The organism is Amycolatopsis eburnea, assembly GCF_003937945.1.
GTDB lineage: Bacteria > Actinomycetota > Actinomycetes > Mycobacteriales > Pseudonocardiaceae > Amycolatopsis > Amycolatopsis eburnea.
Genome location: NZ_RSEC01000060.1, coordinates 814,140 through 833,897 on the forward strand (window position 1 = coordinate 814,140; position 19,758 = coordinate 833,897).

The 19,758-nt window shown below is 72.3% G+C and carries 20 protein-coding genes; 4 read left to right on the forward strand and 16 right to left on the reverse strand.

Translation table 11 applies throughout. The features are described from left to right. Positions 1-17: 17 nt before the first annotated feature. Both EIY87_RS39040 and tpx read right to left on the reverse strand, forming a co-directional pair. Positions 18-476 (reverse strand): SgcJ/EcaC family oxidoreductase, encoded by a 459-nt coding sequence (locus EIY87_RS39040; RefSeq protein WP_125314930.1) that lies wholly within the window; start codon positions 474-476, stop codon positions 18-20. Positions 477-583: 107 nt separating this feature from the next. After that, the gene (gene tpx, locus EIY87_RS39045) at positions 584-1,123 is read right to left on the reverse strand and encodes a thiol peroxidase (protein WP_125314931.1); all 540 of its coding nucleotides are present in this window, start codon (positions 1,121-1,123) and stop codon (positions 584-586) included. 439 nt (positions 1,124-1,562) lie between these two features. On the opposite strand from tpx, the gene EIY87_RS39050 reads away from it, so the two are divergent. From EIY87_RS39050 to EIY87_RS39060, 3 genes are all read left to right on the forward strand, one after another. After that, positions 1,563-2,216, forward strand: coding sequence for a DUF899 domain-containing protein (locus EIY87_RS39050; RefSeq protein WP_125314932.1), 654 nt, complete (start codon positions 1,563-1,565; stop codon positions 2,214-2,216). A gap of 78 nt (positions 2,217-2,294) precedes the next feature. Then, the gene (locus tag EIY87_RS39055) at positions 2,295-3,089 is read left to right on the forward strand and encodes an SAM-dependent methyltransferase (RefSeq protein ID WP_125314933.1); all 795 of its coding nucleotides are present in this window, start codon (positions 2,295-2,297) and stop codon (positions 3,087-3,089) included. A gap of 58 nt (positions 3,090-3,147) precedes the next feature. Beyond that, the gene (locus tag EIY87_RS39060) at positions 3,148-4,266 is read left to right on the forward strand and encodes an epoxide hydrolase family protein (protein WP_125314934.1); all 1,119 of its coding nucleotides are present in this window, start codon (positions 3,148-3,150) and stop codon (positions 4,264-4,266) included. A gap of 56 nt (positions 4,267-4,322) precedes the next feature. Here the strand turns inward: EIY87_RS39060 and EIY87_RS39065 are convergent, their stop codons facing one another. The 6 genes from EIY87_RS39065 to EIY87_RS47895 form a co-directional block, all read right to left on the reverse strand. Next, positions 4,323-4,871: a carboxymuconolactone decarboxylase family protein gene (locus EIY87_RS39065; RefSeq protein WP_125314935.1), complete on the reverse strand. Its 549-nt coding sequence runs from the start codon at positions 4,869-4,871 to the stop codon at positions 4,323-4,325. After that, entirely contained in the window at positions 4,843-5,286 is a 444-nt protein-coding gene (locus EIY87_RS39070; protein ID WP_125314936.1) for a DUF6187 family protein, read from the reverse strand. Before EIY87_RS39070 ends, EIY87_RS39065 begins: the two co-directional genes overlap by 29 nt. Before the next feature lie 12 nt (positions 5,287-5,298). Further along, complete coding sequence (locus tag EIY87_RS39075) at positions 5,299-6,627, reverse strand: FAD-dependent oxidoreductase (protein WP_125314937.1); 1,329 nt, start codon at positions 6,625-6,627, stop codon at positions 5,299-5,301. 34 nt (positions 6,628-6,661) lie between these two features. Beyond that, positions 6,662-7,138, reverse strand: coding sequence for a DUF6423 family protein (locus EIY87_RS39080; RefSeq protein ID WP_125314938.1), 477 nt, complete (start codon positions 7,136-7,138; stop codon positions 6,662-6,664). A gap of 254 nt (positions 7,139-7,392) precedes the next feature. After that, entirely contained in the window at positions 7,393-7,704 is a 312-nt protein-coding gene (locus tag EIY87_RS39085; RefSeq protein ID WP_125314939.1) for a DUF6235 family protein, read from the reverse strand. A 213-nt stretch (positions 7,705-7,917) separates the two neighbouring features. Next, positions 7,918-8,055, reverse strand: a complete 138-nt coding sequence (locus tag EIY87_RS47895; protein WP_158641443.1) for a hypothetical protein — start codon at positions 8,053-8,055, stop codon at positions 7,918-7,920. Between the two features lie 171 nt (positions 8,056-8,226). Here EIY87_RS47895 and EIY87_RS39090 point away from each other — a divergent pair, with 171 nt between their 5' ends. Then, entirely contained in the window at positions 8,227-8,472 is a 246-nt protein-coding gene (locus tag EIY87_RS39090; protein ID WP_125314940.1) for a hypothetical protein, read from the forward strand. Positions 8,473-8,715: 243 nt separating this feature from the next. Here the strand turns inward: EIY87_RS39090 and EIY87_RS39095 are convergent, their stop codons facing one another. The 8 genes from EIY87_RS39095 to EIY87_RS39130 form a co-directional block, all read right to left on the reverse strand. After that, positions 8,716-8,895 (reverse strand): acyl-CoA carboxylase epsilon subunit, encoded by a 180-nt coding sequence (locus tag EIY87_RS39095; protein WP_263855655.1) that lies wholly within the window; start codon positions 8,893-8,895, stop codon positions 8,716-8,718. 21 nt (positions 8,896-8,916) lie between these two features. Then, positions 8,917-10,629, reverse strand: a complete 1,713-nt coding sequence (locus EIY87_RS39100) for an acyl-CoA carboxylase subunit beta (RefSeq protein ID WP_125314942.1) — start codon at positions 10,627-10,629, stop codon at positions 8,917-8,919. Continuing rightward, positions 10,626-10,805 (reverse strand): DUF6222 family protein, encoded by a 180-nt coding sequence (locus tag EIY87_RS39105; RefSeq protein WP_125314943.1) that lies wholly within the window; start codon positions 10,803-10,805, stop codon positions 10,626-10,628. Before EIY87_RS39105 ends, EIY87_RS39100 begins: the two co-directional genes overlap by 4 nt. After that, positions 10,802-11,839, reverse strand: a complete 1,038-nt coding sequence (locus EIY87_RS39110) for an SDR family NAD(P)-dependent oxidoreductase (RefSeq protein WP_125314944.1) — start codon at positions 11,837-11,839, stop codon at positions 10,802-10,804. The genes EIY87_RS39105 and EIY87_RS39110 overlap by 4 nt, the downstream gene beginning before the upstream one ends. Before the next feature lie 13 nt (positions 11,840-11,852). Further along, positions 11,853-12,428 carry a flavin reductase family protein gene (locus tag EIY87_RS39115; RefSeq protein WP_125314945.1) on the reverse strand — a complete coding sequence of 192 codons (576 nt, stop codon included), beginning with the start codon at positions 12,426-12,428 and terminating at the stop codon, positions 11,853-11,855. Position 12,429: 1 nt separating this feature from the next. Beyond that, on the reverse strand, positions 12,430-12,882 hold the full coding sequence (locus EIY87_RS39120) for an acyl-CoA thioesterase (protein ID WP_125314946.1): 453 nt from the start codon (positions 12,880-12,882) through the stop codon (positions 12,430-12,432). A gap of 2 nt (positions 12,883-12,884) precedes the next feature. Beyond that, the gene (locus EIY87_RS39125) at positions 12,885-18,710 is read right to left on the reverse strand and encodes a type I polyketide synthase (protein ID WP_125314947.1); all 5,826 of its coding nucleotides are present in this window, start codon (positions 18,708-18,710) and stop codon (positions 12,885-12,887) included. A 247-nt stretch (positions 18,711-18,957) separates the two neighbouring features. Further along, entirely contained in the window at positions 18,958-19,752 is a 795-nt protein-coding gene (locus tag EIY87_RS39130; protein ID WP_125314948.1) for a TIGR03084 family metal-binding protein, read from the reverse strand. Between the last annotated feature and the right edge of the window lie 6 nt (positions 19,753-19,758).

Below are 19,758 nucleotides of genomic sequence, written 5' to 3' on the forward strand. Positions count from 1 at the left end.
CTCCTCGAAGATGGGGGTTACCAGCGGAGGGTGGCGCCTTCGCCGCGCGGGCTGTTCTGGTAGCCGGCCAGGTACCAGGTCCCGTCGCGCTTGACGGTGATCCAGGTCGAGCGGACGGCCAGCTCGGGCGCGATCTCGGTCTCGCCCTCGGCGAGGATGCCGCCGTGCGTGCGGATCAGCGCGACGTCGTCGGTGACGAAGCGCAGGTCGACCGGCTGCCCGGTGACGCCGCTGTTCTTGAACGGCCCGGCGTACGCGGCCTTCATGAAGACGCGGATCTCTTCGCGGCCTTCCTTGTACACGTCACCCGGCAGCAGCAGCAGGCCGTCCTCCAGGAAGACGTCGGCGACACCGTCGGCGTCGTTCTTCGCCCACGCCGCCACCAGCCGCAGCGGAACCTGGAGCACCTCCTTCTCCTTGTCGCTGGTGAACTCTCCGTAGTACGCGTCCAAACGGGATTGTTCGGTGGTCGTCATTCCGGCCCCTTGTCGTCACGGATCTCTGCCGGGTTCGGCACAGCAAACCCCGGTTACCATGGTGGGCACCCGGTTCCGCGCGGGCGCCTCCATTCGTGCTTGCCGTCCTACGCGGCGCGACGCGCGCTTTCGGCGCTCTTGGCCGCGGCCAGGACGGCGTCGTAGTCGGGGTGCTCGCCGATTTCCGGCACGTATTCGGCGTGCACGACGGTGTCGTTCGCGTCGATCACGAAAACCGCGCGGGCCAGCAGCCGGAATTCCTTGATCACGACGCCGTAGGCGGTGCCGAAGGAGAGGTCGCGGTGGTCGGACCCGACCAGCGCGCCCTCGATCCCGGCGGCGCCGCACCAGCGCGCCTGCGCGAAGGGCAGGTCGACGGAGACGGTCAGCACGGAGACGTCGCCGAGCCCCGCGACCTCTTCGTTGAACCGCCGGGTCTGCAGGTCGCAGACGGGCGTCTCGAGCGAGGGCACGACCGAGACGATCCGCACCCGCCCGGCGAGCGAAGCGGACGCGACCGGGGACATGTCCGGCGCCACGAGGGTGAAGTCCGGAGCCTGGTCGCCGACACCGACGGCCGGCCCGAGCAGGGTCACCGGACGGCCGCGGAAGGTCGTGACGCCGGTGCGTTCGGGAATCGCGTTCATGGACTGGACCACTTTCGGCTGGGTACGGGTCGAGGCCCCAGTTTCGGGGTTCACGGGACGGCACGCCTCTCCTCGGCTGCCGAATTCCGGTGCTGCGGCCGCCGGTGGTGTCTTGAATGACTCATTCAAGACCTCCGGTGACAGGGCTCCGGCAAAGTCGCCGGGGGGCCGACCGCTCGGTCTGAACCGACCGGCGCCGGCCGCGGCGAGCGCGCCGGGCGGCTCTGCGGTGTCTTGAATGACTCATTCAGGACCTCCGAAGACCTGAATGACTCATTCAAGACGTCCGCGCCCGCTGCCCGCCGGAAGAAAAGCTTCAGTCTTTCACCCACACGATTGACCGGCGTCTTCTGCCGTGCGCTCCCATCCGCGACCGGTGTTCCGTGCCCGGGACCGCTGCTACGGTCGATTCCCCCGCTGCCGAAGAAAGGACCCACCCATGAATCGCCCGCCCGTCGTCTCGGCGGAGGAATGGCAGGCCGAGCGCGACAAGCTCCTCGTCAAGGAAAAGGAGCTCACCCACGCGCTGGACGACCTCGCCGCCCAGCGGCGGCGGCTGCCGATGATCCGTCTGAAGGACGACTACGTCTTCACCGGCCCCGACGGGGAAACCGGCGACCTCGTCTCGCTGTTCGACGGCCACAACCAGCTGATCATCTACCACTACATGAAGCAGCCGGGCAGCGACCACCTCTGCGTCGGCTGCGCGTCGCTGACCGACAACCTCTCGCCGTGGGCGCACCTGGCACCCCGCGGGGTGCGGCTGATCCTCGAGTCCGTGGCGCCGCAGGAAGAACTCGAACCGCTGCGGCAGCGGTTCGGCTGGCAGATCCCGTGGTACTCGAGCTACGGCAGCACGTTCAACGAAGACATGGGCACCGGCGGCGGGTTCGGCGTGAGCGTGCTGCTGCGCGACGGCGACGAGGTCTTCCGGACCTGGTTCACCAACGGGCGCGGGACCGACCGCCTCCGGCTCGACTTCAACCTGCTCGACCTCACCCCGTACGGGCGCCAAGAGGTCTGGGAGGACTCGCCCGAGGGCTGGCCGCAGACGTCGACCATGGGCTGGCTCCGGCTGCGCGACGAGTACTGAACCTCCGCACGCACGAAGGCGACCGCGGTCCCGGCGCGGCCTAGGCTCGCGGCCGGGACCGACGTGCGGGAGGCCAGGATGCCGGGAGCAGAAGACGCCGTGGCGGCGGAGAAGCCGTCGCCGGCGCGGATGTACGACTACTTCCTCCACGGGGACAACAACTTCCCGGTCGACCGGGCGGCCGGGGACGCCGTCATCGACCAGGTCGGCGAGGTGCTCACCAAGGACGTCGTCTGGGAGAACCGCCGCTTCCTCGGCCGGGTGGTGCACCACCTCGCCGCCGAGCACGGGGTGCGGCAGTTCATCGACGTCGGGGCCGGGCTGCCCAGCATGGAGAACACCCACCAGATCGCCCGCCGGTCCATCCCGGACGCCCGGGTCGCCTACGTCGACCTCGACCCGGTGGTCGCGAGCCACGGGAAAACCCTGCTCTCCGAAGAGGAGCAGAAGATCACCCGGCTGCTGACCGCCGACCTGCGCGCGCCGCTGTCCATTTTGGACAACCCGGAGCTGGCGGACCTGATCGACTTCGACCAGCCGGTCGCGCTGCTGTGCGTCGCCGTCTTCCACTTCATCACCGACGAAGACGACCCGCACGGCATTCTCCGGACGTTCCGGGAGCGGCTGGCGCCGGGGTCGTTCCTCGCGCTGTCGCACCTGAACGCCGACGAGTCCCCCGAAGCCGAGCAGGACACCATGCGCGCGATCTACCGCAACGCGACGTCGCCGATCGTCTTCCGGACCCGCGCCGAGATCGAGGCGCTGTTCACCGGCTTCCCGCTCCAGCCGCCCGGCCTGGTGCCGACCGGGCACTGGCGTCGCGAAGGCGACACCACCCGCCGGATGTACGGCGGCCTCGGCCGGCTGGGCTGACCACCGCGCTCGCGGCCGGGTCCGCGGCCGTGGTCACCACGAACGAAGGGCGAATCCCTTGCCTCAACCGGAACCGTTCCGCATCGCCGTGCCCGACGAGGACATCCAGGACCTCCGCGAGCGCCTCGCGCGCACGCGCCTCCCCGGCGACCTGGCCAACGACGGCTGGGAGTACGGGACCAACCAGGAGTACCTGGCCGGGCTGCTGGCCGACTGGCGCGACAGCTACGACTGGCGCGCGCACGAGGCCGAGATGAACGCCTACGCGCACTACCGCGTCGAGCTGGCCGGCCAGCCGGTGCACTACCTGCACGTCCCGGGCGACGGGAAGGTCCCGCTGCTGCTGATCGGCGGCTGGCCGTGGACGTTCTGGGACTTCAAGGACGTGCTGCCGCACCTGGCCGGCCACGAGGTCGTGGTGGCGGACCTGCCCGGCTACGGCTTTTCGACGCCGCTGGCCCGGCCGGGCATCGGGTACGCCGAGACCGCCGACATGTACCACCAGCTGATGACCGAGGTGCTCGGCCACGAGCGCTACGGCGTCTACGGCTCCGACTGGGGCTCGATCATCGGCCAGCACCTGGCCCACCACCACCCGGAGTCGGTCGCCGGGCTGCACACGACGATGCCGTTCAGCCTCGAGGGCCCGATCCCGGAGGAGCTCTGGGCGGACGACGAGAAGGTCCGGCGCGCGGCGAACACGGCGTGGGCGCGCTACAGCAACGGCTACTTCGTGCTGCACACGACCCGCCCGCAGAGCATCGCCTACATCGGCGACTCGCCGGCGGCGACCGCGGCGTGGCTGGTCGAGAAGCTGCACGACTGGACCGACCACGACGGCGACTTCGAGACCGGCTACCCGCGCGAGCGCGTCCTCACGACGTTGTCGCTGTTCTGGTTCACGAACTCGATGGGCAGCACCGCCCGGCTGTACGCGGAGAGCTTCCAGAAGCCGTGGACGCCGAAGAGCGACGCGCAGCCGCTGTTCAACGTCCCGACCGCGGTCGCGGCCTACCCGCGCGAACCCGCGGCGGTGCCGCGCAAGTGGGTGGAGAGCCGCTTCGACCTGCGCCGCTACACGGTGATGGAGCGCGGGGGCCACTACCCCGCCGTCGAGTCCCCGGAAACCCTCGGGCGCGACATCGCCGAGTTCTTCGCCGAGCTGCCGCAGTCCTGACCGCAGGTGGTCGTGAGTGTTTAGGGCGGTTAGAACCGCCCTAAACACTCACGACGTCACTGCTCGGGCAGGAACTTGGCGAGACCCGCGTAGCCGCTGTGCTTGAGGCGCTCGCCCGACAGGGACTTGTACTCGTCGTCGGCGCGGATGCCGAGGCCGTCGACCATGCGGTTCATGAAGTTGAACAGCGCGCAGACCAGCACCGCGTCGTGCAGCGCGCGCTCGTCCCAGCCGGCCGCGAAGACCGCTTCGGCGTCCGCGTCGGTCATCCGGGACGGCGTCCGCGTCAGCTTGCCGACGTAGGCGAGCACCGGCTTCATGCGGTCCTCGACCGGTGCGGTGTCCAGGTCGGTGAGGGCCGCGGTCAGCACGCCCGGCGGGACGCCGAACGCCTCCGCCGTCACCGTGTGGATGCCGTGGCAGTAGCCGCATTCGTTGACGCCGGAGACGTAGGCGGCGATCAGCTCCCGCTCGCCCGGCGTGAACGGCGAATCGCCGCGCAGCAGCACCTCGTGGAAGGCCAGCAGGTGCCGGGCGGGCTCGGGGTTGGCTTGGAAGACCTGCAGCAGCGTGGTCTCAGCCGGCAGGGACTTCAAGTACGACATCGGTGTCCTTTCGATCCGCGATCCGGTCGACGTCGGTGCGGCGGAGCACGCACGCCGTCAGGTAGGCCAGTGACGCGGCGCCCGCGCCGGGCACGGCCGCGGCAACCCGGGCCGAGGCCCGCTCCCACTCCCGCCGGAGCGAGCCCGGCGTCGACGTCGAGGGCGGGTCGCCGAGCGCCGAGCGCAGGCTCCGCCAGTGCTGCCGGCCCGTCTCCAGCAGCCCGGGCAGGCCGGCGTCCGGGACGCCGTGCCGGGCCTGGTCGACGACCTGCGTCACCAGCGCCGGGTCGTCCGCCAGCCGGGCGAGCCCGAGCCCGGCGAGCAGCCGGTCGGCCTCCAGGCCGAGCAGGATCACCCCGACCTCGGTGGCCGCGGGGGCGTCGACCTCGGGCAGGGCGAACCGGGTGTCCTCCATCGCGTTCCTCCCTCAGACCCCGACCGCGGTCTTCGCCGGCGCCGGGAGCCGGCCACCCTGCAGGACCTGCGCGATCGCCGCCGCCGCGCGGGTGGTCGCGACGCGGTGGCCGTCGATGTTGCGGGCCGCCGGGCCGAGGACCATCGCGGCCGCGGCGCCGACCACCGACACCCGCGGCGCGCGGACGTGGGCCAGCGTCCGTTCGTCCAGCTCGGGCCAGCCGTCGCGGACGGAAAGCGCTTCACCGGGCAGCAGGCCTTCGCCGATCGACGGCGTGGTGCCCAGCGCGAGCTGCACGTGGTCGGCGGCGATCCGCCCGCCGCCCGCCAGGCGCACCACGGTCGTCCCGCCGACGCCGGGGCCGATGCTCTTGACCGCGGCGCCGCGGTGCACGACCAGGCGTCCCTCGGCCTGCGCGCGTTCGAGCAGGGGCCGGAACTCGAACATGATCGACGCCCGCCGGAACGCGCTCATCAGCTCGAGCCGCTCGGACCAGCCGACGCGGTTGAAGCGCAGGCGCCCTTCGGGGCGGAAGAACGAGGAATTCACGTCGGCGCACTGGTAGCGCTCGCCGGTTTCCCGCACGACCCAGTGCACCTCGCGGCCTTCGGCGAGCGCGCCGGCGATCAGGTGGGCCGCGGTGAGCCCGGCGCCCACCACCGCCAGGCACTGCCCGCCGACCGGCACCGATTCGTCCCAATAGGACACTCCGGCCGGTGCGGAACCGCCGCCCCACCAGGAATCCGGGGCTTCCCGGCGCTCTTCGCCGAGGCACAGCACGACGTGCCGGGCGGTGACGGAGAACCGGTCGGCCCGCACGGTGACCGCGTCGCCTTCGGGCACGACCTCGCGCACGCGCGCCTGCCACGTCTTGCGGCCGATGTGGTGGCTGGCGATCAGGTGGTCGCAGTAGGCGTCGAAGACGTCGACCGGGACCACCGACCGGTGGCCCGCCTGCGACATCCGGATCTGGCGCCGCTCGGTCGGCGTCAGCCGCCCCCAGTGCAGGCGCGCGAAGTCCAGGAGCTCGCAGTCGCGGTAGCCCTCGACCCCGGGGTGGTGCTCGTACGGGGACCGCAGGACGCGCTGGCCCAGCCGGTCGATGCGGCCGAAGAACCGGCCGCACGGGCGGCCGGTCCGGTCGGCGATGACGACGTCGCGGACGCCGTGGTGCCACAGCGCGGAAGCCACCGCGACACCGGCGGGGCCGGCGCCGACGACCACGACGTCCGCCGAGGTGGCGGGCACCGTGCCGCGGACCGGGGCCGGCACCGGGGGCCGGGGCCACGCACGTCCGCGGGGTGAGTCCAGCAGGTGCGGCTCGGGCACGAACGTGATCATGTGCTCCCCAGCTCGATCGGGACCCGGCGGGTCGTCAGATGACGGTCACCGGGACGATCAGCTCGATCACGGGTCGCTGGTTCATGCCGTGCGCGACCAGCTCGTCCAGCGTCTGCTGCGACTGCTCGGCGCTGTCGGTGGGGATGGGGCTGTACCGGGAGTAGAAGTACGCCGGCTTGCGCCCGCCCGTCTCCATCGAATACGCCTTGAGCACGGTTTCGCCCGGGCGCACCTCGCCGTCGTAGAACGTGAGGCGGCGCTGGTCCGGCGTCATGAAGCTCTTGGTGAACTGGGGCGACATCAGCAGGTCGTCGTCGAGGAACGTCGATTCCTCGTCCAGCACGGCCTGCATGGCGACCCAGGTCTGGTCGGTCAGGTTGGTCTCCGCCTTGATCACGTGCCAGCGGCCCGGCTCGGGCAGGTTGACGCTGACCGAGACGTCGTGGTCGGTGGTGTCCACGGCCCCGGTGATCATGAGGACCCGGCGGCCGAGATCGGCAGTCCCGGTCATCTGGATGTCCCGCGCCCGGACCCGGCTGGAAACGTCAAGACCCGGCAGTTCAGGTGACGACATTGTGCTGCCTCCTCGTTATTCGCCCCAAAATAACGTTCTGACCAGCGAACATATGAAGAGTTCCATACCGGGAGGGCGATAGTCAAGGTGCGAAACACATGACCGGAGCAGGTGATATTGCGCCACTTACGCGGCGGTGTTCGGCCGCACGCGAACGCGCGTTGCGCCGTTCAGAGCAGGATCAGCGCCGGTTACTCCGGGTTGGCCGGGCCCGACTGGGCCGGCGCGACGTCGACGTCGTCCTCGAGCGCGCCGACATAACGGATTTCGAATGAAGATTCCGCGCGCTGCACCATGATTTTGAGGACGAGATTCGCTTTCACGACCACGACGAAATTGCGCGGGTTTTCCGCGTCGCCGAAAATGTCGTAGACGAGGAACGCCGAACCGTCGCCGACCGCGAACAGCGCTTCGTAGAGCGCGTTGCGCTGGGCCTGGGTCGCGGATTCGGCCCACTCCTCGAGGATCTCGAAGCCAGCGGTGAGCTGGAGGCGCACTGCCATTCGCCGGCCTCCCAACCGAACGTCCGCCGGTGCGCCCGGCCCACGCAGACGTGCATCGCGGACAGGCCACTGGCTCGCCCCGCCGGGAACCCCGTGACGCCCCGGCCGACCTCCAGTTTCCCGTGGCGGCCGGGACGTGGTCATCTTCGAAAGTGCGAGTCGGTGAGGCTTGTTCAGCCGTCGCCCGCCGCGGCGGGCTGACCAGAACAAGCCTCAGTTGTACCCGAGGACTATGTGCCCGAGTTCGTCCGCCGCCGGCTCGAGGTCGGGCACGGCGCTCAGGTGCCGTTCGGCCGCCCGCTCCGGCTCGGCGGGCTGCTCGGGTTCGGCCGGAACCGCTGCTGCTGTCATGGCTTTCTCCTTCCGGTGGGACCGGTCCACGATGCGCCCGCGCGGTCGCGGATCGGACGTGCGCGAATCAGGTCCGGGTGGATGCGCACCGCACGAGTGGCGGCGGGGAACGCACGGGGAGTGCACTGGGATGACCGAGATTTCACCCGGATCCCTCGAGCGAGGTGCGTCATGACCGATCACGAGACCCCACGGGGCGCCGCGGAGCGCCAGCGCACCTGCGCGGCCTGCGGGGGCGCGTTCGTCCCCGGCGAGCACACGGAGGTCGAGGTCCTCCTCGACGGGATCGTGCGCTACGTGGCGGTGCACCCGGGCCACAGCACGTATTCCCCGGCCCGGGAGGGTGCGGCGGCGGCCCGGCTGCGGGAGTTCGCGCAGGCCCGGGCGGCGGAGGAGCGCGACAGCCGAGCGGCCTGACCGCCGCCCAACGGTCTTGAACGACTCATTCAGGTCTCCGGAGGTCAGGGCCTCGGCAAAGTCGGGCCGTTGCGGCCGGTCCGCAATGTCATGAAAGGGTCGTTCACCTCACCAGACGACATGAACGACCCTTTCATGACATCCCCGCGGCGCCGGCCGCACCCCGGAAGCGCCGAAGGGGGCCTTCCCCGCGCCCAGGCGAGGAAAGCCCCTTCGGCTCACCACGTGCGGTGAACGTCCCCTTCAGCGCGGCAAGCCCGACAGCCGCCAAGCGCCCGGGCGCCGGAAGAGCGGCTCCCCCGACCCCCGCGCCCGCCAGCCACCGACCTCGACGGCCGGCGAAGGCGGCGCACCCGCCGCCAGCAGCGCCAGCGCCGTCACCAGCGCCGCCAGCTCCACGTCGTCCGGTGCACCCCGGACCACCCGCACCACCATCCCGGCCCCCTAGATCGGCAGGTTCCCGTGCTTGCGGGACGGTCCCGGCTTCCGCTTGTCCCGCAGCATCGCCAGCCCGCGGGCCAGCGCCGCGCGGGTCTCCGCCGGGTCGATGATGTCGTCCACCAGGCCGCGCTCCGCCGCGTACTGCGGGTTCAGGTACTCCTCGGTGTACTCCGCGACCAGCTTCGCCCGCAACGCCGCCGGGTCGGGGGCCGCCGCCAGTTCGCGGCGGTGCAGGACGTTCACCGCGCCCTCCGCGCCCATCACCGCGATCTGGTTGGTCGGCCAGGCCAGCGACAGGTCGCAGCCGATCGACCGCGAATCCATCACGATGTACGCGCCGCCGTAGGCCTTCCGCAGGATCACCTGGATCCGCGGGACCGTCGCCTCGCAGTACGCGTGCAGCAGCTGCGCGCCCTGGCGGATGATCCCGCTCCGCTCCTGCTCGACGCCCGGCAGGAAGCCCGGGACGTCGACCAGGCTGACCAGCGGGATGCCGAACGCGTCGCAGAACCGCACGAACCGCGCCGCCTTCTGGGAGGCCGGGCCGTCCAGGACGCCGGCGAACACCACCGGCTGGTTGCCGACCAGGCCGACGACGCGGCCGTCGATGCGGGCCAGCGCGCACAGCACGTTGCGGGCCCAGCCTTCGTGCAGCTCGAAGAACTCGCCGTCGTCGGTGATCTCCGCGAAGACGTCGCGCATGTCGTACGGCTGGTTCGGCTCGACCGGCACCAGTTCCGCCAGCCTCGGCCGGTAGTCGTCCTTCGCGCTGGACGAGCTCGCGTCCGGCGGCGGGTCCAGGTAGTTGCCCGGCAGCAGGGACACCAGGTAGCGGACGTCGGCGAGGCAGCTCTCCTCGTCGTCGTGCACGACCGTCGCGACCCCCGAGTGGGTGCCGTGGACGTCGGCGCCACCGAGTTCGTCGTGGGTTACGCGACGGCCGGTGACCGCCTCCACGACGTCCGGGCCGGTCAGGTACATCCGGGCCGTGTCGCGCACCATGAACGTGAAGTCCGCCAGTGCCGGCGAGTACGCCGCGCCGCCCGCGCACGGGCCGAGGATCACGCTGATCTGCGGGATCACGCCGGACGCCTCGACCTGGCGGCGGAAGATGCCGCCGTAGCCGTTGAGCGCGAGCACGCCCTCCTGGATCCGCGCGCCGCCGCTGTCGTTGAGCCCGATCACCGGGGCGCCGTTGGCCACCGCGAGGTCGAGCACCTTGTGGATCTTGGCCGCGTGCGCCTCGCCGAGCGAGCCGCCGAACAGCGTGAAGTCCTGGGCGTAGACGAAGACGCGGCGGCCGTCGATGGTGCCGGACCCGGCGACGACGCCGTCGGTGTACGGGCGGTTGCCCGCCAGCCCCGGCCCGCTCGCCTGGTGGCGCCGGTACGGCTCGATCTCGGTGAACGAGTCCTCGTCGAGCAGCAGGGCCAGGCGTTCCCGCGCGGTCAGCTTGCCGAGCGAGTGCTGGCGCCGCACCGCGTCGAGCTTGCCTTCGTGGATGTGCGCGCGGAGCTCGTCGCGGCGCCGCCGCAGCAGCGGCATGTCCGCGGGCTCCGCGCGCACCTGGTCGGCCGCCCTGGCCAGCTCGATGACCTGGGCGTCGCCCGGCTCCCCCGGCCGCGCGAGCCGGCGGCGGCCGTGCCGGGGTCCCTCCGGGACCGGCACCACCTCCGCGTCGGCCCGCTGGGCCCCGGATTCGTGGCCTCCGCTCACGCGGCATCCCTCATCCGTAGCTGCTGGTCGTGCTCGATCTCGGCGACGATGTCGGACCACACGATGCCGCGGCCGAGCCGGGGCATCGGGCGGACCGGCCACTCGGCGGGCACGTCCGGCACCACGGGCGGAGCCGCGGCCGACCGGGCGGCTTCGGTGGCATCGCTGGCGGTCATGGCAGAACCTCCTCGGTCGGGGCGCCGGCACCGGCGTCCACAGTGGACAGAATGCCCGCGGTGCCCGCCTGCCGGCCGGTCAGCCGCCCGGTGGCGTGCAGCCAGGCCACCGTGTCGCGCACGGTCTCGGGCGCCGGCCGCGCGGGAACGTCCCCGCGCGGCGCACCCGGCTCGACGGGCACGGCGGTGGCGCAGACGTAGAGCGCGCCGTACTGCGCCGGGACGTGCCACGGCCAGGCGCGCTGCAGCAGGTCGGCGGCCCGCCCGACCGGGAACATCGCGCGTGCCGGCAGGAACACCGCGGGCAGCCGCCGCCCGGTGGCGGCGCGGACCGCGGCGAGGTACTCGCGGGTGCTCAGGAAGTGCCCCGGCCCGAAGTACGCCGGGCCCGGCGCCGCCGCGTCGAACAGCCACGCGTGCAGCTCCGCCGAGTCGCGGACGTCGCCGATCGGCAGCCCGCCCGAGGGCCACATCGGCATCAGCCCGCGCAGCAGGTCCCGCAGCCGCGCGTTCTGGTCGCCCAGGTGCGGGTCGTCCGGGCCGAGCAACGCCGGCGGGTAGGTGATGGTGACCGGCGCGCCGGCCTCCCGGTGGCCGCGGGCGATCCGGTCGGCTTCGGCCTTGGCCGCGAGGTAGGCCTCCCGTGGCGCGCCGACCGGGCTCGCCGGACCGATCGACGGCTCGCGGGTCGGGAACAGCGCCCCGACCGTCGAGACGTGCACGATCCGCCCGGTGCCCGCGCGGCGGGCGGCGTCGAGCACGGCCGACGTGCCCTCGACGTTGACCCGCCACACCTCGTCCCGCCGCCGGCTGTCGAAGGTGTACACGCCCGCCGCGTGCAGCAGGCCGTCCGCGCCCTCGACGAGCCGGGCGACCGCGGCGGGATCGGTGACGTCACCCGCCACGGCGTCCACAGTGGACGGAACCCGACCGGGGTCACGGGCGAGCAGCCGCACCCGGTGACCCCGCCGCAGCAGCGCCGCGACCGTGTGGGTCCCGAGGAAGCCGGTCCCGCCCGTGACCGCGATCAGCATGTCGTCCGTCCCTTCAGGCCGCGCGGGCGCGCCCGTCGATCTGGTGGTAGCCGCCGCCGTAGAAGACCAGCGCATGCTCGCCCTCGCCGCGGCTGGTCGCGACCACCCGGCCGAGGAAGATCGAGTGGTCACCGCCCTCGACGACCTGGGCGAGCTCGCACTCCAGCCACGCCAGCGCGCCCTTGAGCAGCGGCGAGCCGGTCTTGCCGCCGACCGTGTAGCCGACCGCCTCGAACTGGGCGATCCCGTCGGGACGGCGCCAGTCGGCGAAGTACTTCGACAGCTCCTGCTGGTCCGCCCCGAGGATGTTCACCCCGAACGAGCCGGCGGTGACGATCGCGGCGTGCATCCGGGCCGCCTTCGAGACGCAGCACAGCACCATCGGCGGTTCCAGCGACACCGACGAGAACGCGTTGGCGGTCATGCCGTGCGCGTCCTCCCCGCCCGCCGTCAGGACCGTCACCCCGGTCGCGAACTGCGCCATCACCTGGCGCAGCCCCGGCTGGGCCGACAGCCCGCGGCGGGCGGGCGAGGTCCGCAGCCGCTTGAGGACGTGAGCCCTCTCGGAAGGCTCTGCTTCGTAGCCCACGTCAGACTCCCTTGCCGTTGACCGCGGCCGTCGAGTAGGGCACCAGCGCCTCGCGCAGCTGCTCGGGGACCCGCGACGGCACGGTCGCCGTGTTGGGCCCGCGCATGCAGGCGATGCGCTGCCGTCCCCGGGCCACCAGGCGCTCCTCACCGTCGGTGGTGAGGTGGACGTAGTCGAACGCGAACTGGATCTGCGTCGAGGTGAGCTCCTCCAGCCGCAGCCGGATGGACAGCTCGTCGAACGCGGTGATCTCGGCGAAGAACTCGCACTCCACCTTGAGGGTGAACAGCTTGAGGTCGTGGCGGACCTCTTCGAGCACCGCCGGCGCCTTCTCCTTCAGGAACATCTCGCGGCACCGGCCCTGCCAGCGCACGTAGTTCACGTAGTAGACGTTGCCCACCAGGTTGGTCTCTTCGAAGCCGACCGTGTGGCGGATCTCGTAGTAGTCGGACATCTTCAGTTCCCCTCTGCGTGGAGCACGGCGAACACGATCGGGTCGGTCCGGTCGTTGACGGTGGTCGACCAGGTGGCGATCCGGGCGTTGCCGGAGGCGAGCAGCGCCCACCCGTCGGCGTCGACCTGGCGGACGGTCAGCGCCTGGGTCATCAGCCCGGTCTTGCGGACGCACTCCAGCGCGCTCCAGACCCGGGTGTTGGCGACGCTGATCGGTTCCCCGGTGTCCGCGGCGAGCAGCCGGCCGAGGCCGAGCAGCTCCTCGCCGAGCAGGCCGGCCCAGTCCTCTTCGGTGCGTTCGATCGCCGTCTCGATGTCGCAGGCGACCTGGTCGGCGCCGGCGACCACGAGGGTCAGCTGCGAGGTGTGCGAAGCGCCGACGTTGCCGCCGTCGAACTCCGGCTTGCCGTCGGGGCGGTAGCGGACCTCGACCGGCTTGTCGAGCGCGCGGCCCGCCGCGAGCGCGGTCTGCGCCCGCCGCTCGGCGATGCCCTCCGCCGGGCGCCCGGCCGGGTCCGGCTCGAGCACGACCGACCGCGTCCCGCCGAGCAGCCGCTCACAGGCACGCTCCACGTAGGACCCGAGCATCGACGGGACCCACGGGCCGGCGCCGTCGCGCTTGCGGACCGCGCGCAGCTTCAGCCCTTCCCAGCGCTCGACCAGGGTGCCGTCCGGGTTGCGGACGTCGAGGTCGTAGACGTAACTGTCGCCGTCCTGGAAGCGTTCCTTCGCGTCCAGCAGGACGTACTCGTCGTGCTGGACACCCGGCTCGGCCAGGTACAGCTTCTCGATGCCCTGCGGCAGCAGCGTCGCGTCCGGGACGCAGCACTGGATCGCGTGCATCATCGCGTCCCGCGTGCCGGGGTCGGCCAGCAGCCGCTCCTGCGGGAGGAACGGGGCGAACCAGTAGTGGTCCGCGCTGGTCGCGATCTCGGCGACCGCGTGCCGCGCGCTCGCCCGCCGGTAGCCCAGCACCCGCTGGAACCGCTTGCCCTGGAACAGGACCGAGCCGTACAGCTCGCTGATCGGCTCCACCGGGACCGGCGGCAGCGCGACGTCGCGGGGTGCCCGCTCGCCGAGTTCCGCCGGCCGCGCGAAGCTCAGCCGCGCCCGGAAGTGGTCGGCGCTGAAGCCCGTCTCGTCACTGCGGATGACGACGTCGACGGTGTCCGCGTCGCGGGCCAGGGTGGCCAGCCGGACCGTGGTCGACCCGCCGGGCGAGACGATGATCGGCCGGAGGAACTCGACGTCCGACAGCACCGGGGTGCCGGTGCGGTCCAGCGTCGCCGCCGCGGCCTGCGTCATGGCTTCCATGCCGAGCACCGCCGGGAACAGCAGCTGCCCGTCGAGCAGGTGGTCGGTCAGGTACGGGTCGGCCCCGTCGGACAGGTCCGCCTCGGTGATCAGCTCGACGCCCGGGTAGTGCACGATCGCGCGGTCGACGAACCGGGTCAGCGGCAGCTCCCGCTTCTGGATCGGCAGCGTGGCCAGCCCCGAAGTGCGGCCGCAGACCACGAGCACCGGCGGCGCGGCCGGGTCGGCCAGCACCTGGCGGAGGATGGTGATGCCCTCCTCGGTCGGGATCGGCGTGATGCCGTCGCGCATCAGGGCGCTGACGACGCCGAGCTTCTCGCCCATGCCGGTGCCCGACCAGACCGACCACTCCAGCGCGATCGCCCGCGCCTTCGGGTGCTCCTGGCCGAAGCGCAGGGTCAGCTCGGTCATCCAGTCGTTCGCCGTGGCGTAGTGCGCTTCACCGCGCAGGCCCGCCCGGCCGATGATGCTGCCGAAGGTCACCAGCAGCTTGATCTTGTCCTGGTCGACCGCGTTCAGCACCGCGTTGAGCCCGCCGATCTTCGGCGCGAGCGTCTTGCGGAAGCTGTCTTCGGTCAGGGAGAACAGGGCGGCCGGCTCGTTGCGGCCGGCGCCGTGCAGGACCGCGGTGACCGGGCCGAGGTCGGCCTCGATCCGCGCGACCACCTCGGCCACCGCCGGTGCGCTGGTGACGTCGGCGCGCTCGTAGCGGTAGCGGATGCCCGCCGCCTCCATGCGGTCGAGGTTCTCCGCCAGCTCGCTGTCGGACTCGGGGTCGCTGCGCCCGAGCAGGGCCAGCCGCGCTCCGGAATCCTTGGCCAGCGCCAACGCGCTCTCCGCCGTGATGCCCTTGCCACCACCGGTGACGAGCAGTACGTCGGTGGCGTCCAGCGAGTCCTGGATCGGGCCGGGCTTCGGCGCGGCCAGCGCGGACAGCCGCGGCACGGTGCGCCCGCCGTCGGCGCCGTAGCGCGCTTCGGTGAAGTCCGTGGTCGCGGCGACCTCGGCCACCACGGTGGACACGGCCGAGGCGACCGCGTCCTCGTCCGACGGCGTCGGGTCCGCGAAGTCGATGATCGTCGTCTTCGCCGAGGGGTCCTCGAGCCGCAGGGTGCGGGCGAGGCCGGCGGCGCCGTAGCCGTGGTGCACGACCACGAAGCGCGTGCCGTTGGGGGCGGCCATGACCGCGCGGCCGGCGTCGAGGAACAGCCCGACGTGGCTCGAGTCGCAGTCCGCGGGCAGGACGAGCAGGACGCCGTCGCCGACGCCCGCCTTCGCCAGCGCGGCCTTCAGCGGCTCGGCCAGCGGGTGGCGCGGGGTCGCGAAGACCTGCCACTCGGCCTGCCCGGCGCCCGGCGTGAGGTCCGCCTTCGGCCGCGGCGCGGGCACGTACTCGACCGCGAACGGCCGGACCCACGGGCCGACACCCGGGGCCTCGCCGGCGCCGGAGTCGGTCGGCTTCGCCGTCTGCGCCAGCTCGTCGATCATCTCGGCGAGCTCACCGAGGCACACCGTCGCGAAGTTCGGCATGCCCTCCAGCGCGGGACGGCCCAGCGCCCGGGTGACGTCGTTGACCAGCTGCCCGACCGTGATCGACGACAGGTGCAGGTCGTCGAGCGGGTGGGTGTCGGCGGTGACGGCTTCCAGCGGCAGCTCGACGCGCTCGGCGGCGAGCTTGCGCAGCAGGTCCAGCGTCGAGCCGGACTCGCTTTCGCCGGACGCGGCGTCGGCCTCGGCGGCCTGCGCCTTCTCCGCGGCCAGCTCGGCGGCCAGCTCGCTGTCGATCGACGGCGCCGCCTCGCACGGGCTGGCCAGGAAGTTGAACACGCCGTCGGCGGGCAGGGCGCGCACGACGCGGCCCTCGAACAGCGTGTCCAGCGACAGCTCGGCGCCGAGCGCGAACGCCGCGCCGACGACCCGCAGCAGCGCCTGCAGCGACGCGTTGTCCGTGTCGATCGCGAGCACCGGGGTCTCCGGCGCGATCTCCTCGAACAGCCCGGTCAGCACCCGGCCCGGCCCGACCTCGACCACCAGGTCGCTGCGCTCGGCCACCTTGGCGGCGGCTTCGCGGAAGCGGACCGGCAGCACGATCTGGTCGCGCAGCAGCTCCGCCAGGTTCTCCGCCGCGTGCAGGACGTCGCCGCTCACGGTGGAGACGACCGGCCGCTCGAGGCGGGAGAAGGAGAACTCGCCCAGCTTCTCGGTCATCGCGTTCGCGGCGGGCTCGACCGCCGGCGAGTGGAAGGCGTGCGAGACCTTGATCCGGGTCGCGCCGACGCCCTGGGCCTTGGCCCGGGCGACGATCTTGTCGATCGCCGGGGCGGGCCCGGAGATGACGGTCTGCTCGGGCGCGTTGTAGCCGGCGATGACGACGTCGTCGCCCAGGCCCAGCTCCTCCACCCGGCTCGGCGAAGCGGCGATGCCTGCCATCGCGCCGGTGCCGTCGCCGGTCGTCGTGGCCATCACCTTGCCGCGGACCTTGGCCAGCGCCAGCAGCCCGCGCTCGTCGAGCGCGCCGCCCCAGTGCAGGGCGGTCAGCTCGCCGAGGCTGTGGCCGGTCGCCGCCGACGCCTCGATGCCGAACGAGCGCAGCACGCGCAGCGCGGCCAGCGAGCCGGTGACGATCCGGGGCTGCGCCACCTCGGTGGCGACCTGGTCGCCGGTGGCGGGCAGCCCGGCGGCGCGGTAGATCTCCTCGGCCGCGGCGAACCGGCGGCGCAGCGCGCTCTCGCCGCCGCGCCCGGAACCCTGGCCGGGGAACAGGTAGCCGATCTTCGGCGCGGTGCCGCGGCTGCTCGCGAAGATGCCGTCGGCGCTGTCGAAGACCGCGTCACCCGAGTCGAACTGCTCCAGCAGCTTCGTCAGCTTCCGTTCGGCGTGCTCCGGGTTGGCCGCGACGACCGCGGCGCGCACCGGCTTGCCCGAGACCTCCTTCGCCAGGGTGGCGGCGAGGTCGGTCAGCTCGGCGAAGGAGAGCTTCGGCACGGTTTCCAGCACCGCGGCGACGTTCCCGCGCAGGGTGGCGAGGTCGTCGGCGTCGAACAGCAGCAGTTCGGCGTCCTGGCGGCCGGCGACCAGCGTGCGGGCGCGCTCGTCGAGCTCGCGGCGCCGCGGCGCGGTCGGTGCCTCGGTGACGGTGATGTGGGAGTTGATCCCGCCGAAGCCCATCGCGGAAACACCCGCGCGGACCGGCTGGTCCTCCGGCCACAGCGTCGCGTCGCGCGGGACGTACATCCGCGCCGAGGACCCGGTGAGCGACTCGTGCGGGTCGTGGTGGCCGGTGGCCGGCGGGATGACCTGGTGGTAGACCGCCAGCGTCGCCTTGATCAGGCCGGCGACGCCCGCCGCGGCCTTGGTGTGGCCGATGTTGCCCTTGATCGTCGACAGCGCGGCCTGCTTGGCCAGCGGGTCGGCGTCGCGGCGGGCGGTGGACAGCGCCTCGATCTCGGTGGCGTCGCCCAGCGCGGTGCCGGTGCCGTGGCCCTCGAAGTAGGAGACGGTCTCGACGCCGTAGCCCGCGCGGTCGTAGGCGCGCTTGATGGCCAGCCGGTGCCCGGCGGCCTCGGGCCGGGTGATGCCGCCCTTGCCGTCGGAGGAGACGCCCCAGCCGCCGATCGACGCGTAGATCCGCTTGCCCTGCTCCAGCGCGTCGCTTTCGCGCATCAGGACCAGCATGCCCGAGCCCTCGCCGGGCCAGAAGCCGTTGGAGTCGGCGTCGTAGACCTTCATCTCGCGCTTGGCCAGCGCGCCGGTCTTGGCGAAGCCGATGACCTCGAACGGGTCGATCGACAGGTCGACACCGCCGGCGATGGCGAGGTCCAGGTCGCCCTGGACGAGCGCGTTGGCCGCGGTGACCACCGAGAGCAGCGAGGACGAGCAGGCGCCGTCGACGGTGTACCCGCCGCCGGCGAAGTCGAAGTGGTTGCAGACGCGGCCGGCGATGGTGTTCGCCAGGCCACCGGCGAGGGTGTCCTCGTTGATCTCGGGGAACGGCTCCTTGTACTGGATTTCGAGTTCCCGCAGGAAGTTCGCGGTCTCCTCGTCCTCCCAGCCGCGGGAGCTCAGCGCCGCCGCGACCGTGCGGCGCACGTACGGCCAGCGCAGCCGCATGATGTTGGCGCGGGAGAACTCGCCGGTGAGGCTGTTGCCGATGACGACGCCGGTGCTCTGCTTCGGGGCGCCGTCGCCTTCATCGAACCCGGCGTCGGCGAGCGCCTGCGCGGCGACGTCGAGGGCGAGCCAGTGCGTCGTGTCGGTCGCCCGGAAGGTGCTCCCGGCGACCTTGTGCGCCACCCGGTCGAACTCGTAGTCCCGCAGCACGGCCGCCTTCTGCGCGTAGAAGCGGTCCGGCGCCTTCGGGTCGGGCGAGTAGTAGTCCGCCCGGTTCATCCGCTCGTCCGGCAGCCTGCGGAACGCCCGGCGCCCGGCCAGCACGTTTTCCCAGAGCTCCTCCGGAGAACTCGCGTCGGGGTACCGGAGACCGATACCGACGATCGAAATCCGCTCTACGCTCATGCCACCGCACTCCCACTGGCTCTCGAGCCCCGTATCACCGGGACCATCAGGTCCCCGCTGTCCTCCGGTGCGGGGCTCGCGCCCCGCCCCCGGTCTGATTCCCCGGGCGGTAGCCGCCCGGTGCCCGTCCGCCGGGCGTTGAAGTCCAGCATCTCCCGGCCGGTGCGGACCGTCTTCTCTCTCCCTGCCCGCGGCGTGCACGTCAGCACGCTGGGACAAGGGACCCACACCGTCTACAATGGATTTTTCAGGCGCCGAACTGGCCGGGCTTGCGGCCCTGGCCCGCCGGCCCGCGGTAGGCCTGGGCGATGTCCAGCCACTGGTCCGCCAGCGTGCCCTGCGCCCGCACGTCGAGGTCGTAGCGGTGCCGCCGCCGGGTGACCAGCAGGCAGAAGTCCGCCGCGCTGCCGGTGACCCGCTGGGTCGCGTCCTCGGGCCCGAACGTCCACAGCGCGCCCGAGGGCGCGGTGAGCTCGAACCGGAACTCCTCCGCCGGCGGCTTCAGGTTCCGCGCCTCGTAGCCGAAGTCCCGGACGCGCACGGCGAAGCCGACCAGGTGCTTGATCCGGTCGGTCCGCTCGCGGCGCACGCCGAGCGCGTCGGCGATGTCCTGGCCGTGGCCGAACGCCTCCATCATCCCCGCGCACGCCAGCACGTACGGCGGCAGCGGGTTGACCAGCCACGGCACCAGCTGGTCGCCGGGCACGGCCGCGAGTGCCTTGATGCCGGCGTCGCGCTCGGCGCGCCAGCGCGTCAGCAGCACCTCGGCCGGGTCGTGGATGTAGTCCTCCAGCGCGGCGTTCACCGCGGCCTCGAAGCCGCCCTTGAGCGACTTCGTCATGGCGACGAAGGCTTCCGGCTGCGCGGCCGAGAGGCCGGCGATGCGGAAGATGAAGGCGAGGTGCCCGATCTGGTGCCGGACCGGCCAGCCCGGCGCCGGGGTGGGGGTGTCCCACTCCGCTTCGGAAAGGCCGGCGACGAGCGCGTCCACCTCGGCGGCCTCCGCGGTCAGGTCGGCGATCACGCCCGTGGTGTCAGTCACCTGTCT

Excerpts from the sequence above, each read along its gene's own strand:
- EIY87_RS39040 (WP_125314930.1), bottom strand. The coding sequence starts at position 476 with ATGACGACCACCGAACAATCCCGTTTGGACGCGTACTACGGAGAGTTC.
- tpx (WP_125314931.1), bottom strand. The coding sequence starts at position 1,123 with ATGAACGCGATTCCCGAACGCACCGGCGTCACGACCTTCCGCGGCCGT.
- EIY87_RS39050 (WP_125314932.1), top strand. The coding sequence starts at position 1,563 with ATGAATCGCCCGCCCGTCGTCTCGGCGGAGGAATGGCAGGCCGAGCGC.
- EIY87_RS39055 (WP_125314933.1), top strand. The coding sequence starts at position 2,295 with ATGCCGGGAGCAGAAGACGCCGTGGCGGCGGAGAAGCCGTCGCCGGCG.
- EIY87_RS39065 (WP_125314935.1), bottom strand. The coding sequence starts at position 4,871 with ATGTCGTACTTGAAGTCCCTGCCGGCTGAGACCACGCTGCTGCAGGTC.
- EIY87_RS39070 (WP_125314936.1), bottom strand. The coding sequence starts at position 5,286 with ATGGAGGACACCCGGTTCGCCCTGCCCGAGGTCGACGCCCCCGCGGCC.
- EIY87_RS39075 (WP_125314937.1), bottom strand. The coding sequence starts at position 6,627 with ATGATCACGTTCGTGCCCGAGCCGCACCTGCTGGACTCACCCCGCGGA.
- EIY87_RS39080 (WP_125314938.1), bottom strand. The coding sequence starts at position 7,138 with ATGACCGGGACTGCCGATCTCGGCCGCCGGGTCCTCATGATCACCGGG.
- EIY87_RS39085 (WP_125314939.1), bottom strand. The coding sequence starts at position 7,704 with ATGGCAGTGCGCCTCCAGCTCACCGCTGGCTTCGAGATCCTCGAGGAG.
- EIY87_RS47895 (WP_158641443.1), bottom strand. The coding sequence starts at position 8,055 with ATGACAGCAGCAGCGGTTCCGGCCGAACCCGAGCAGCCCGCCGAGCCG.
- EIY87_RS39090 (WP_125314940.1), top strand. The coding sequence starts at position 8,227 with ATGACCGATCACGAGACCCCACGGGGCGCCGCGGAGCGCCAGCGCACC.
- EIY87_RS39105 (WP_125314943.1), bottom strand. The coding sequence starts at position 10,805 with ATGACCGCCAGCGATGCCACCGAAGCCGCCCGGTCGGCCGCGGCTCCG.
- EIY87_RS39110 (WP_125314944.1), bottom strand. The coding sequence starts at position 11,839 with ATGCTGATCGCGGTCACGGGCGGGACCGGCTTCCTCGGGACCCACACG.
- EIY87_RS39120 (WP_125314946.1), bottom strand. The coding sequence starts at position 12,882 with ATGTCCGACTACTACGAGATCCGCCACACGGTCGGCTTCGAAGAGACC.
- EIY87_RS39125 (WP_125314947.1), bottom strand. The coding sequence starts at position 18,710 with ATGAGCGTAGAGCGGATTTCGATCGTCGGTATCGGTCTCCGGTACCCC.